At 68.1% G+C, this 12,749-nt stretch carries 12 protein-coding genes; 4 read left to right on the forward strand and 8 right to left on the reverse strand.

Annotated elements, in window-relative coordinates; genetic code table 11:
- The first annotated feature begins 7 nt into the window (after positions 1-7).
- Complete coding sequence (locus IPP91_14355) at positions 8-1,177, forward strand: hypothetical protein (protein ID MBL0143246.1); 1,170 nt, start codon at positions 8-10, stop codon at positions 1,175-1,177.
- A 52-nt stretch (positions 1,178-1,229) separates the two neighbouring features.
- Here IPP91_14355 and IPP91_14360 read toward each other — a convergent pair whose 3' ends face one another.
- On the reverse strand, positions 1,230-2,126 hold the full coding sequence (locus tag IPP91_14360) for a LysR family transcriptional regulator (GenBank protein MBL0143247.1): 897 nt from the start codon (positions 2,124-2,126) through the stop codon (positions 1,230-1,232).
- A gap of 258 nt (positions 2,127-2,384) precedes the next feature.
- On the opposite strand from IPP91_14360, the gene gudD reads away from it, so the two are divergent.
- Genes gudD through garD form a run of 3 tightly spaced genes read left to right on the forward strand, consistent with a single transcriptional unit; the run spans position 2,385 to position 6,275 of the window.
- Positions 2,385-3,728: a glucarate dehydratase gene (gene gudD / locus IPP91_14365; GenBank protein MBL0143248.1), complete on the forward strand. Its 1,344-nt coding sequence runs from the start codon at positions 2,385-2,387 to the stop codon at positions 3,726-3,728.
- A 43-nt stretch (positions 3,729-3,771) separates the two neighbouring features.
- On the forward strand, positions 3,772-4,662 hold the full coding sequence (gene glxR, locus IPP91_14370; GenBank protein ID MBL0143249.1) for a 2-hydroxy-3-oxopropionate reductase: 891 nt from the start codon (positions 3,772-3,774) through the stop codon (positions 4,660-4,662).
- A 35-nt stretch (positions 4,663-4,697) separates the two neighbouring features.
- Positions 4,698-6,275 carry a galactarate dehydratase gene (gene garD, locus IPP91_14375; protein ID MBL0143250.1) on the forward strand — a complete coding sequence of 526 codons (1,578 nt, stop codon included), beginning with the start codon at positions 4,698-4,700 and terminating at the stop codon, positions 6,273-6,275.
- A gap of 15 nt (positions 6,276-6,290) precedes the next feature.
- Here the strand turns inward: garD and IPP91_14380 are convergent, their stop codons facing one another.
- The 7 genes from IPP91_14380 to IPP91_14410 form a co-directional block, all read right to left on the reverse strand.
- Positions 6,291-7,064 carry a response regulator transcription factor gene (locus IPP91_14380; protein ID MBL0143251.1) on the reverse strand — a complete coding sequence of 258 codons (774 nt, stop codon included), beginning with the start codon at positions 7,062-7,064 and terminating at the stop codon, positions 6,291-6,293.
- A gap of 17 nt (positions 7,065-7,081) precedes the next feature.
- On the reverse strand, positions 7,082-7,975 hold the full coding sequence (locus tag IPP91_14385) for a histidine kinase (protein MBL0143252.1): 894 nt from the start codon (positions 7,973-7,975) through the stop codon (positions 7,082-7,084).
- Between the two features lie 182 nt (positions 7,976-8,157).
- Positions 8,158-8,796: a hypothetical protein gene (locus IPP91_14390; protein ID MBL0143253.1), complete on the reverse strand. Its 639-nt coding sequence runs from the start codon at positions 8,794-8,796 to the stop codon at positions 8,158-8,160.
- Positions 8,793-9,713, reverse strand: coding sequence for an MCE family protein (locus tag IPP91_14395; GenBank protein MBL0143254.1), 921 nt, complete (start codon positions 9,711-9,713; stop codon positions 8,793-8,795). The genes IPP91_14390 and IPP91_14395 overlap by 4 nt, the downstream gene beginning before the upstream one ends.
- A gap of 62 nt (positions 9,714-9,775) precedes the next feature.
- Positions 9,776-10,558, reverse strand: a complete 783-nt coding sequence (locus tag IPP91_14400; GenBank protein MBL0143255.1) for an ABC transporter permease — start codon at positions 10,556-10,558, stop codon at positions 9,776-9,778.
- 133 nt (positions 10,559-10,691) lie between these two features.
- Entirely contained in the window at positions 10,692-11,660 is a 969-nt protein-coding gene (locus IPP91_14405) for a tripartite tricarboxylate transporter substrate binding protein (GenBank protein MBL0143256.1), read from the reverse strand.
- Between the two features lie 58 nt (positions 11,661-11,718).
- The gene (locus IPP91_14410) at positions 11,719-12,732 is read right to left on the reverse strand and encodes an amidohydrolase (GenBank protein MBL0143257.1); all 1,014 of its coding nucleotides are present in this window, start codon (positions 12,730-12,732) and stop codon (positions 11,719-11,721) included.
- Between the last annotated feature and the right edge of the window lie 17 nt (positions 12,733-12,749).

Here is a 12,749-nt window from a genome sequence, read left to right on the forward strand (position 1 = left end):
ACTCCCCATGTCCCGGCCCCTTCGCTTCCGAGGGATCCAGGGGCAGCCGTCGCTCACGCAATTCGTCGTGCTGTCGCTCGTCCTGCACGCGCTCTTCATCCTGATGTTCGGCAGCCCTGCCGGGGGCGCGCGGGAGGGCCGGGCGATGTGGGGCTCGTTCAACGTGACGATCCGCGGCCCGCTGCTGGATCCCGGCATCGGCCTCAGGATGGACCGCGGCGTGGACGCGCGGCTGCTGCGCCCGCTGCCTGCCGAGCGACCCCGCGAAGCACGCGAAGCAAAGGTGCCTCCCGCCCCGGCGCAACCGCAACCGGATCTCGACGCGGCCCGGGCGCAGGAAAAGCCCGTCCCGCTGCCGGAGCCGGTCGTCACGCCGGCGATCAGGCCGGTAATCGCCGAGCCCATCGCGCAGCCCATCACGCCGATCACGCCTGCGACGGCCGACCTGATGTCCGCCCCGCGCGTCGATCGCATCGCCAAACCGGTGCCGATCGTGCCGACGCCCCAGATGGACTGGACGCCTCCCGCGGCGGCCGATCCGGCCATGGCGCCGGCAGTAACCGCGCCACTCCATATCCCCGCGCCCCTGTCCGAAACATTGGCGCCGGCGAGCGTGCCCCCGATGCTCGCCCCGCCCACGATCGCGCAGCCTGTCGAAGCGCCCGTCATCCCGGCGGCCATGCCGCAGCATTCCGGAACACCCGCTGCGACTCCCGCGCTTTCATCGCCGCCGGAGATTCCGGCACGCGCACCGCGGGCTGTGCCGGTCGCGCCCTCCACGACCGCTCCCGGCGCGGCAACCGAGCGGTCCTCCCCGGAGCGCGCCGTCCCACGCGCCGCGGATTCGCCAGCGCCGGCTGCCCGGTCGCCCGGGGACCCGGCGATCCTCGACAACCGCAAGCGACCGGATTCCAGTGCGCCTGCACCGGGCACGGGACCGCGAATCGATCTCGATGCGGCTCGCGCGACTGCGCGCGCGGTGGCACGCGAAGGAACCGGCAATCGCGCGCTGCTGCCTTTCCCGATGCCGCCGGCCCCGGAACGCAAGACGAAGGAGCAGGCCGCCCTCGAGAAGGTGTGGAAGCCGGACTGCAAGGACGCCTACAAGGACCTGGGGCTGCTCGCGGTCATTCCCCTGCTGGCGAACGAGGTCGGCGAGGGAAATTGCCGCTGGTAGGGCGGGCCCGGGAAATCCGACGCGGCTAACCTGTCGCGCGGCGTCCAGCCAGTCACCTGCGTCCCAATCCGCGAACGCAATCGCGCGCGGTATCCAGGAATCCACGGACGAGCGGCGATTCATTCCCGGTTCGCCAGGCCACCGCCGTGGGCACGATCGGCGGATTCGCCGCAAGCGCCCGGAAGACCACACCCCGCATCCCGATGATGCGCACGGAATCGGGCACCAGCGCCACTCCCAGGCCCGCTGACACGAGTCCGAGCACGGCGTGGGTCTGGGTCGCCTCCTGCGAGATGCGCGGGACGAACCCCGCGTCGCGGCAGAAGTTGATGATCAGGTCATGGAATATCGTCCCCGAAGTCCTCGGGAACATCACGAAGGACTCCCTGGCCAGCTTCGCGCCGGAAATCCTCTTCAGCCTGGAGAGGGGATGCCCCGCCGGAAGCGCGACGACCATGGGCTCTTCCATGATCGTCTCGAAATCAAGAGCGACATCAGTGGCCAATGGGCGCAACAGGCCGACGTCGATATCCTCGTGTCGAAACGCCTCGAATTGTTGCGACATGGTGAGTTCCCGCAGGTCGAGCCTGACCCCCGGAAAGCGCGCGACGAAGTCGCGCACGACGACGGGCAGGAGCGTGTACGCCGTCGCGGCAAGGAATCCCACCGTGATCTTTCCGACTTCGCCCCGATGGGCCGCGCGGGCCGATTCGACCGCCCTCGCGGTGCGCTCCATGATGCCGCGCGCTTCTTCGAGAAATACCACGCCCGCGGGTGTGAGCGACACCTGGCGGCGTGTCCTTTCGAGGAGCCGGACGCCGAGTTCGCGCTCGAGCGCCTGCAGGGCCATCGACAACGGCGGCTGAGTCTGCCGAAGACGCCTCGCCGCACGACCGAAATGCAGTTCCTCGGCGACAACGATGAACTGCCGCAACCGGTGCAGGTTCATTGATATAGGGAACGAATCACAGAACCTCAAATTATATATTGGACGAATTTCGTTGGGCGTCCTAGATTCGAAGAGGAGGGACTGCGCCCCGTTCCTCGCCGAGGGGACGTGCCGCCCGCACCCGCCTGAAACCACCCGTCCCTCGCCAAAGCATGGAAAAACCGATGATCCTCCAGCGACTGGCCGCGCTGGAAGAAGGTCATCGAAGCCGGGAAGATCACCCCTGACTGATACCGCAACGATGGAAAGGAGCCTGCCATGACCCTGTCCTCGACACCGCGAGTGACGGCAATGCGCGTGATTCCCGTGGCCGGCCGCGACGGCATGCTGCTGAACCTGAGCGGCGCGCACGCCCCGTTCTTCACGCGCAATCTCGCGATCCTGTCCGACAGTGCCGGCCGCACAGGTGTCGGCGAGGTGCCCGGCGGCGAGAAGATCCGCCAGACGATCGAGGATGCGGCGCCGCTGGTCGTCGGCCAGTCGATCGGCGAAGGTCGTCGCATCCTGCGCGAGATGCAGCAGCAATTCGCCGACCGCGACGCCGGCGGCCGCGGGCTGCAGACCTTCGACCTGCGCACGACGGTCCATGCGATGACGGCGATCGAGTGCGGCCTGCTCGACCTGCTCGGTCAATACCTGGACGTTCCCCTGGCGGCCCTGCTGGGCGAGGGCCAGCAACGGGCGTCGGTGCAGATGCTGGGCTACCTGTTTTTCATCGGCGACCGCGCGCGCACCGATCTGCCGTACCCCTCGCCGGCCGGCGAAGCGGCCGACGCCGACGACTGGTGCCGGCTGCGCCACGAGCCCGCGTTGACGCCCGAAGCGGTCGTGAAGCTCGCCCGGGCCGCGCACGCGCGCTACGGATTCAACGATTTCAAGCTCAAGGGCGGCGTGCTGCGCGGCGAAGAGGAGGTGGAGGCGATCCATGCGCTGCACGAGTGCTTCCCGCAGGCCCGCATCACGCTCGACCCCAATGCCGGCTGGCTGCTCGGGGACGCGGTTCGACTGCTGCGCGACCTGCGCGGCGTGCTCGCGTATGCGGAAGACCCGTGCGGCGCCGAGGATGGCTACTCCGGCCGGGAGGTGATGGCCGAGTTCCGCCGCGCCACCGACCTGCCGACGGCCACGAACATGATCGCCACCGACTGGCGGCAACTGGTGCATGCGCTCGCCCTGCAATCGGTGGACATCCCGCTGGCGGATCCGCACTTCTGGACGATGGCCGGTTCGGTGCGCGTGGCGCAGACCTGCCGCGACTGGGGCCTGACCTGGGGTTCGCATTCCAACAACCATTTCGACGTGTCACTGGCGATGTTCACCCATGTCGGCGCCGCCGCGCCGGGCAAGGTCACCGCCATCGACACGCACTGGATTTGGCAGGACGGCCAGCGCCTCACCAAGGTGCCGCTGCGGATCGTCGGCGGCCATGTGCAGGTGCCCGCGAAGCCCGGCCTGGGCATCGAACTCGACATGGTCGAGGTCGAGAAGGCGCACCAGCTCTACCGGCAGCACGGTCTCGGCGCCCGCGACGACGCGATGGCGATGCAGTACGTGATACCGGGCTGGAAGTTCGATCCCAAGCGTCCCGCGCTGGTCCGGTGACGCAGACCCCGCTTATCCATCACTCCAGGAAAAGGACAACACCATGAAGATCGGATTCATCGGCCTCGGCATCATGGGCACGCCAATGGCCATGCACCTTGTGAACGCCGGCAACCAGCTCTTCGTCAACACCATTGGTCCGGTTCCGGAAATTCTGGCCGCCACGACGGCCGTGGCCTGCGCGAGCGCACAGGCCGTCACCCGGGAGGCAGAGGTTGTCATCATCATGGTGCCGGACACGCCCGACGTCGAGGCGGTGCTTTTCGGCGAGAACGGCGTTTCGGCAGCCCTGCCCGGCCCGTCGCGCAAGGTCATCATCGACATGAGCTCGATTTCGCCGATGGCCACCAAGGCCTTCGCCAAGCGCATCAACGGGCTCGGTGCCGACTACATCGACGCACCGGTTTCCGGCGGCGAGGTCGGTGCCAAGGCGGCATCGCTCACGATCATGTGCGGCGGCGACGCGGCGGTGTTCGAGCGCATCCGGCCCTTGCTGGAGAAGATGGGCAAGAACATCACGCTGGTCGGCGGCAATGGCGACGGCCAGACCACCAAGGTGGCCAACCAGATCATCGTGGCGCTGAACATCGTGGCCGTTGGAGAGGCGCTGCTCTTCGCCAGCAAGGCCGGCGCCGATCCGGCCAAGGTTCGGCAGGCGCTGATGGGCGGTTTCGCGTCGAGCCGCATCCTGGAGGTGCATGGCGAACGGATGATCAAGCGCACTTTCGCGCCGGGCTTCCGCATCCGGCTTCACCAGAAAGACCTGAACCTGGCGCTGCAGGGAGCCCGCGAGCTGGGCGTATCGCTGCCACAGACGGCCAATGCCGCCCAGCTGATGCAGGCCTGCGCGGCCAATGGCATGGCCGACCTGGATCATTCGGCCCTCGTCCGGGCACTCGAGCTGATGGCCGGCCACACGGTGGCAGGGGCCTGAGAGGCGCCCGTCCCCTGATCGGCAGGCAGACCCCGATGGCCCTTCCCCCGCACACCATACGCATGGACGAGCGCGACAACGTCGCGATCGTGGCCAATGATGGAGGGCTCGATGCCGGCACCGTGCTGCCTTCCGGCCTCGTGCTGGCGGACCGCGTCCCGCAGGGCCACAAGGTCGCGCTCGTCGGCATCGCCACCGATGCGCCGGTGCTGCGCTACGGCGTCGCCATCGGCTACGCGTTGAAGGACATTCCCGCCGGTGGCTGGGTGCACGAGCGCCTGCTGAAGATGCCGGAAGCCCGCGAGCTCGAGGGGTTGCCCATGGCCACGGTCAAGTCCGGGCCGTCGCCTCCCCTGGAGGGTTACACCTTCGAGGGCTACCGGAATGCGGACGGCTCGGTGGGCACGCGCAACATCCTGGCGATCACGCAGACGGTGCAGTGCGTGGCCGGCGTCACGCAGTTCGCGGTGCAACGCATCAAGGAGGAGCTGCTTCCCCGCTTCCCCAACGTCGACGACGTGGTGGGGCTCGAACACGGCTACGGATGCGGCGTTGCCATCGATGCCCCCGACGCGGTCATTCCGATCCGCACGCTGCGAAACATCAGCCTGAACCCCAACTTCGGCGGCGAGGTCATGGTGGTGAGCCTGGGATGCGAGAAGCTGCAGCCCGAGCGGTTGCTGCCGCCGGGAAGCATCGCCATCGCCAACGGGCGCAGCGGGGCGGGCGCGCGGCAGGATGCGCGTGAATCCCTGGACGTCGTGTGCCTGCAGGACGATGGCCATGTCGGCTTCATGTCCATGGTCGAGTCGATCATGCGGCAGGCCGAGGTCCACCTCGGGCGCCTGGACGCCCGCCGTCGCGAGACGGTTCCGGCCAGCGAACTGGTCGTCGGCGTTCAATGCGGTGGCAGCGACGCCTTCTCCGGCGTGACGGCCAACCCGGCCGTCGGCTTCTGCACGGACCTGCTGGTACGCGCCGGCGCGAGCGTGATGTTCTCGGAGGTCACGGAAGTGCGCGACGGCATCGACCAGCTGACGTCACGAGCCGCGACGCCGGAAGTGGCCGAGGCGATGGTCCGCGAAATGGCCTGGTACGACGCCTACCTGGAGCGCGGAAGCGTCGACCGCAGCGCCAACACAACGCCCGGCAACAAGAAGGGCGGGCTGTCGAACATCGTCGAGAAGGCGATGGGGTCGATCGTCAAGTCCGGCTCCTCCCGCATATCCGGCGTGCTTGCGCCCGGCGAAAGGCTGCAGGCCAGGGGCCTGATATTCGCTGCCACGCCGGCGAGCGACTTCATCTGCGGCACGTTGCAACTCGCGGCGGGCATGAACCTGCATGTCTTCACCACCGGGCGCGGCACGCCCTACGGCCTTGCCGCGGTGCCGGTGATCAAGGTCGCCACGCGCACCGATCTCGCGCGGCGGTGGCACGACTTGATGGACGTCAACGCCGGCACCATTGCCGATGGAGAAGCCACGATTGCGGAGGTGGGCTGGGAGTTGTTCCACCTGATGCTGGAGGTGGCCAGCGGACGCAGGAAGACGTGGGCGGAACGGTGGAATCTGCACAACGCCCTGGTTCTGTTCAACCCGGCGCCCGTGACCTGATGGAGGGCTCGCGCCTCACATCTGCTTGAACAGGTGACTGAACGACCGGCTCACCTCCAGCTTCTCCCCCCGCCCCTTCACCTTCACCACCTGGTGCCCGCGGATGTCGCGGCCAACGCTCTCCACCGCGTCGACGCGAATCAGGATGGAGCGGTGGATCTGCCAGAACTCCTCCGGGTCCAGTTCCTCGAGCAGTTCCTTGATGGGCTTTCGAATGAGAGCCTCGAAGCCCTCGGTCTGCACCCGCGTGTACTTGTCCTCGGCGCGGAAGTAGAGGATGTCGGTGGCGGGAATCATGCGCAGGGTCGCACCCACGCTCGCCTGCACCCAGCGCAGGTAGTCGCGCGGCTTGACCGTACCGCCGGCAAGCCGCTGTGACAGTTCGGCCAGCAATTCACCCATCGCGTCCGGTTTCTGCTCCAGCCGCTCGCGCAGGCGTTGGCACGTGATCGCCACGCGCTCCGGGTCCGCGGGCTTCAGCAGGTAGTCGATCGCCCCTTGCTCGAAGGCATTGACCGCGTATTCGTCGTAGGCGGTGACGAAGACCACATGGACCTGGCCGGCCAGCGCCTTCGCCGCCTCGATGCCGTCCATCTCCGGCATGCGGATGTCCAGGAATACGATATCGGGCTCGCGGCTTCGCACCAGGGCTACCGCCTCGCGACCGTTGCCAGCCTCGCCCACGATCGAAAGCTCGGGCCACGCTTCCTTCAGCCGCGCGACGATCTGGTCGCGCATCAGGCGCTCATCGTCGGCAATGACCGCGGTGGGCGTACGTCCGGTGCTCATGCGTGCCTCTCGTCGTTTCAGGGCGGGGCTGCGGGGGCGAGCTCGTAGGGAACCCTGATGGTCGCACAGGTTCCCCCATCGGCCGGAACGCTGATCTCCAGTTCCGCCCGGCCCTGGTACATGGCCTTCAGCCGCTCGCGGATGTTGGCCAGCCCCACGCCGCTCCGGGAATCCGGTGCGAATCCCATGCCGGTATCGCGCACGTGCACCGCGAGGCGGCCATCGACGATTTCCGCGCCGATTTCCAGCCGGCCGCCCTCCGCCTTCGGCTCCAGGCCGTGCTTGATCGCGTTCTCCACCAGGGTCTGCAGCATCATCGACGGGAAGGTCGCCGACTTGAGGCCGTCCGGGACGCTGACCACCGCCTGCAGTCGTTCGTCCATGCGCACCGCCATGATCTCGAGGAACGCGCGGGAAAGATCCACCTGCTGGCCGAGCGTGGGCCGCACGCCGCCGCCGCGCATCTGCGGCATGGCCGAGCGCAGGTAGCGGATCAGGCTCTGCTGCATGCGCGATGCACGAGGCGGATCCGTGAGGATCAGCTGGTCGATGCTCGCCAGCGTGTTGAACAGGAAATGCGGCTCGATCTGGGCCTGCAACGCCTCCAGGTGCGCTTCCGCCGCCGTGCGCTCGAGCTGCTCCTTCTCGGCGCGCTGCAGGGCCTGGTTCGCGGTCAGTTCCGCTCTGTGCTTGCCGCCCGCCACCGCCTTGATGATGAGCGAGGCAATGATGAAGAAGAACGCCTTCTGTGGTTGCTCGAGGATGCCGCCCAGGATCAGCACCAGGACGCAGACGATCGCGAGCGTCTTCCATGGCACCACCGCCAGCCAGTCGAAGAAACTCCACCACAGCACCTTGATGGCATCCGCGATCTCGCGCAGGGTTCCTTTGGTGGTCCGGGGTGGATTCATGGTGGTCTGGGATCGGGGTGCTCGGTCGGTTTACGGCAATGGGGCCAGATTAGGGCGCGGGGCCGCAAGTCGCCAGCGCCACCGGACGGAACGACCTGCAGCGCGGCTGAAACGCAGATGGCGGTGACAGTCCGCGAATGGAAGAAGGCCGCGCAAATTGAAAACCGGCGGCCGATCCGCGCTCAGCGGTCGCCCGTCACCAGCCGGATGCGCCGGCGAATCGCCGCGGCCGCCTCCCTGTCGCCGGCGTCCTGCGCCCGCTTCTCCTGCACGCCAAGCCACGCGAGCAATGGCCGGCGCCAGCCGTTGCGCGATGCGGTGTCCACGGCGAGCGCGATGTCCGCTGGCGCGATCCGCCCCTGACGGAACAGCACGCCCGCGGCAACGAGGCGCGAGAACGGATCCTCGATGGCGGTGAGCGCGCTGCCACCCCCTGCCGCGACCGCGTGGTGCTGGGGCGGCAGCAGCGCGATATCGGCGCCCTGCGCCTTGCCCGCGAGATACGCCGCATAGGCGCGCTCCGCCGGTGGCGCATCGCCGGCCAGCGCCTGGTAGCCGGGACAGTCGTCGAAGTCGAGGCTTGCCGTGCGAGCCGCGCAGCGCACGAGCTCGGCGCGCGCCACGAGGTCGGCGCGGCCCGTGGCGGAAAGCGTCATGCGCGCGCGGGCAAATTCGCCTTCCGCGGCCTTCGAATGCCCCTCGAGGTAGGCGATCTCGAAGTTCTGAAGCGAACCATGGGCGTCCGCCCGCCAGCTGGGCTCCGGGGGGAGACCGGCGCAGGCGGCGACCGTCACGGCCGCCACGGCGAGGACCGTTCTCATGGGAGCTTCACCTCCGTATCGCGGACGAAGGGCCACTTGCGGTTGATCTCGTCGATCAGGCCGGAGACGCGGCGCAGGGTCGATTCCACTTCCTGGCGCAGGCCCGCGAGGTCCTCGGACGCCGTTCGCGTGCTGGCGGTGATTTTCTGCGCATCGACCAGGATCGCGTCGGCCTTGTGCAGGCTCTCGCGCGCTTCGGCCAGCACGGCGGTCAGTTGCGCGGCCGCCTTGCGGGTCTCGTCCATCACCCCGCCCGTGCCGAAAAGGCTCTCATCGGTGCGTTCCAGCGTGCGGTCGAGGCGTTCCGAGACTTTCTCGAGGGATGCGAGCATCGTGTTGGCGCGGTCCAGGGCGGCGATCACCTTCCTCGCGTTCTCGTCGCTGCCCAGGAGGCCGCCGAGCGCTCCCTGCGGCCCCGTCATGCGCCCGGTCAGCGTGCGCACGCTGGCAAGGCTCGCATTGAGATCCGAGTCCTGCGCCGACATGCGCTCCAGGTTTTCGAGTAGCCGCTTCATCGAGGCAATGAGGCCGGGAAGCTCTTCGGTCGCGTCCCCGCGCAGGACCTCGCGGATGGCGCCCTCGGGCAACGGCTGGTCGGCGAGGTTGCCCGTGAAGGCGCGAAGGCGCGCGGTCCCCACGAGGCTGCGCTCGAGCGTGAAGACGCTGGAAGTGCGAAGCCACTGCGTGTCCTTGCGCGGGATGTCGATCTCGATCCGCGCCCTGCCGTCCGGCGCCAGCTCGATCTTCTGCACCCGCCCCACCGGGAAGCCCGAGAAGGTGAGATCCATGCCGACGATCACGCCGGCCCCGTCATCGGCCATCAGCACGAGGCGCTGCGTGCTCTCGAACGTGCCACGGGCGTAGAGGACATAGAGGACGAAGCCCGCAATGATGGCCGCCGCGACGATCAGCACCATCGCCGCCTTCAGCTCGGCGTGGCGGATGTCGGAGGAGGGAGCGAGCGGCTGTTCCAAGGGCTTCAGGCGTAAGTGAGCGCGAGCGAGGCGGCCTCGACCAGCGCGAGACCCACGAAGAGGCGCACCAGGCCGCGCGGCGCGGCTTCCGGCACCGTGCCCGGATCCGGCGATGACCCGAGGCTCGCCGCGACCGGGATCACCGCCACCGCGAGTGCGAAGAACACGACCTTCAGTCCGAGCCCGGCCAGTTCCGCCGAGCCGAACACCTGCCCGATTGCGCGCGAATACGCGGCGTGCCCCCAGGGCGAAAAGCCGTAGAGGCCGACATAGGCCACCACCAGCGCAACCAGGATGCCGATCGCGGTGAGCGCGAGGACCGAGACGGCAACGCCGATCCCGCGAGGAAGCAGCTCGGCTCGCAGCGTGTGCGCGCCTTCGCGAAGCGAATCGAGTTCCCCGCGAACGCGCATCAACGCCACTTCGGTGCCAATGGCCGCGCCCGAGCGCAGCGCCACGAACAGCGCCACGAACACGGGGACGAGCTCCAGCACCAGCACGCGCACGAAGAGGTCGAGCGCGTAGCCCGACAGGCCGAAGTCGCGCGCGGTCGAATTGATGATCCCGATCACCAGGTAGCTCAGGAGCGAGCAGACGACGACGAAGCCCGGCAGGATCTGCCAGGCGGACGAGCAAACTTGGCGCGCCGCGAGAGCACGGGCGGGCGGCGTGTAGGTCGAGGGCGAGAGTGCCGCGACCACCGCCTCGGCGCCGAAGTGAAGCAAGCGCCAGGCACCGACCGCCCCCGAGAGCACGAGTCCGCCGGACCCGGCGATGGCGCGTCGCAATGATGTGGCCTGCATCAGCCGATGATACCTCGCAGGCGCCCACCCGCACCCCCGGGCGGTCCACGAGGGGTCCGATCCGGGAACTCCCCTTTTCCCTGTTGTTGTCCCCGGGGTGGCGCCGTGAGGCCGTCCCTCAATTCGCCTTGATGTTCGCCTCGCGGATGAGCTTGCCGTAGCGCTCGTAGTCGCTGCGGACGAGGTCGGCCAGTTGCTGCGGCGTGGAGGGCGAGACGATCGCGCCCAAGCCGGCCAGGCGTTCCTTCACCTCGGGATCCGCGAGCACCTTGTGGATCTGCGTCGCCAGCGTCTGGACGACGGCGGGAGGGGTTCCCTTCGGCGCGATGAAGGCGTGCCAGACGCTGGCCTCGAACCCCGGGAATCCGGATTCCGCGATGGTCGGCGCGTCGGGGAGCGTGGTGATGCGCTCGGCGCTCAGCGCGGCCAGCACCCGGAGCTTGCCGGACTGCACGAGCGGCAGGACCTCGACCGCGTTCACAGCCACCAGGGGAAGCTGTCCCCCGAGCACGTCGCTGATCGCGGGCTTGCCGCCCTTGTAGGGGATGTGCGTGAGCGAGATGCCGGCGGCGCGCGCAAACATTTCCGTGGCGAGGTGGGGTGTGGAGCCGCTGCCGGGCGAGCCGTAGTTCACGCTTCCGGGTTTCGCCTTCGATACCTCGATGAGCTTCCTGAGCGTCGTGAATTCCGAGGACGAGCTGGCGGCGATCACCACGGGCAGGCGCGCCACGAGCGTGATGGGAACGACGTCCGTGTTGGGATCGAACGGCTGCTGCGTGTAGAGGAACGGGTTCGCCGTGAGGCCGTTTGCCACGAGCATCACCGTGTAGCCATCGGGCGGGCTGTCGATCAGCTGCCGGATGGCGATGTTGCTTGCCGCGCCCGGCTTGTTCTCGACGATGACGGTCTGCCCGAGGTTCGGTCCCAGTTTCTGGGCCACCGTGCGCGCCACGATGTCCATCGCGCCGCCGGGGGCGAAGCCGACGAGGATCTTGACGGGTTTGGAAGGATAGGCCTGGGCCATCGCGGCGGGCGCGGCACCGAAAACCAGGGTTGCGGCCATGAACACTGCCGCGGCGCGGGTCATCGTTCGGATTGTGGAAACCATGTCTTGATCCTCCTTTGGGTTGTCCGTCGTTCCGGGTTCAGGCCGGCAACTTCAGGCGGCTGTAGACCCGCCTCGCGTTGCCTTCGAATATCTTGCGGCGGTCCTCGGCGGTGAGGCCGGGCGCCGCGTCGATGTAGCGCTTCGTGTCGTCGAAGTAGAAGCCGGACTCCGGGTCGACGCCGCGGACCGCGCCCACCATCTCCGAGGCGAAGAGGATGTTCTCGGCGGGGATGACCTTCATGAGCAGGTCGATGCCGGCCTGGTGGTAAACGCAGGTGTCGAAGTACACGTTGTTCAGCAGGTGCTCCTTGAGCAGCGGCAGCTTCATGTCCTGCGCGAGCCCGCGGTAGCGCCCCCAGTGGTAGGGAACGGCCCCCCCGCCGTGGGGAATGACGAACTTGAGCGTCGGGAAGTCCTTGAAGAGGTTCGAGGTGAGGAACTGCATGAAGGCCGTCGTGTCGGCGTTGATGTAGTGCGCGCCGACGGCGTGGAAGCACGGGTTGCAGCTCGCGCTGACATGCACCATGGCGGGCACGTCCAGCTCCACCATCTTCTCGTACAGGGGGTACCACCACCGGTCGGTGAGCGGCGGGTCCTTCCAGTGGCCACCGGACGGATCCGGATTGAGATTGCAGCCCACGAAACCCAGGTCCTTCACGCAGCGCTCGAGCTCGGGAATGCAGCTCGCGGGCGCAACGCCCGGCGACTGCGGCAGCTGGCACACCGGGACGAAATTGCGCGGATACAGACCGCAGACCCGATGGATCAGGTCGTTGCACTGGCGCGACCACTCGAGGCTCGTCTGCGCGGTCCCGATGTGATGGGCCATGGCCATCGCCCGGGGCGAGAAGAAGGTGAGGTCCGTCCCGCGTTCGCGCTGCAGGCGCAGCTGGTTCTTCTCGACGCTTTCGCGCAATTCCTCGTCGCTGATGGCGAGGTCGGTTCGCTTCGGCGGCGCCGAAGAGCCGTCCAGCGCCTTCACCTGGCTATTGCGCCATCCCTCCAGCGCGCTGGGCGCGGTGGTGTAGTGGCCGTGGCAGTCGATGATCATGGAGTTCGCACCTTGGA

The sequence above is a fragment of the Betaproteobacteria bacterium genome (assembly GCA_016720855.1).
In the GTDB taxonomy this organism is placed as follows: Bacteria; Pseudomonadota; Gammaproteobacteria; order Burkholderiales; family Usitatibacteraceae; genus FEB-7.

Bases quoted from the DNA above. Each gene is read 5' to 3' on its own strand.
- IPP91_14395 (MBL0143254.1), bottom strand. From the start codon at position 9,713: ATGGTGCTGATCGTCGCGGCGGCCATCATTGCGGGCTTCGTCCTCTAT.
- IPP91_14390 (MBL0143253.1), bottom strand. From the start codon at position 8,796: ATGAGAACGGTCCTCGCCGTGGCGGCCGTGACGGTCGCCGCCTGCGCC.
- IPP91_14360 (MBL0143247.1), bottom strand. From the start codon at position 2,126: ATGAACCTGCACCGGTTGCGGCAGTTCATCGTTGTCGCCGAGGAACTG.
- IPP91_14405 (MBL0143256.1), bottom strand. From the start codon at position 11,660: ATGACCCGCGCCGCGGCAGTGTTCATGGCCGCAACCCTGGTTTTCGGT.
- glxR (MBL0143249.1), top strand. From the start codon at position 3,772: ATGAAGATCGGATTCATCGGCCTCGGCATCATGGGCACGCCAATGGCC.
- IPP91_14380 (MBL0143251.1), bottom strand. From the start codon at position 7,064: ATGAGCACCGGACGTACGCCCACCGCGGTCATTGCCGACGATGAGCGC.
- garD (MBL0143250.1), top strand. From the start codon at position 4,698: ATGGCCCTTCCCCCGCACACCATACGCATGGACGAGCGCGACAACGTC.
- IPP91_14385 (MBL0143252.1), bottom strand. From the start codon at position 7,975: ATGAATCCACCCCGGACCACCAAAGGAACCCTGCGCGAGATCGCGGAT.
- IPP91_14410 (MBL0143257.1), bottom strand. From the start codon at position 12,732: ATGATCATCGACTGCCACGGCCACTACACCACCGCGCCCAGCGCGCTG.
- gudD (MBL0143248.1), top strand. From the start codon at position 2,385: ATGACCCTGTCCTCGACACCGCGAGTGACGGCAATGCGCGTGATTCCC.
- IPP91_14355 (MBL0143246.1), top strand. From the start codon at position 8: ATGTCCCGGCCCCTTCGCTTCCGAGGGATCCAGGGGCAGCCGTCGCTC.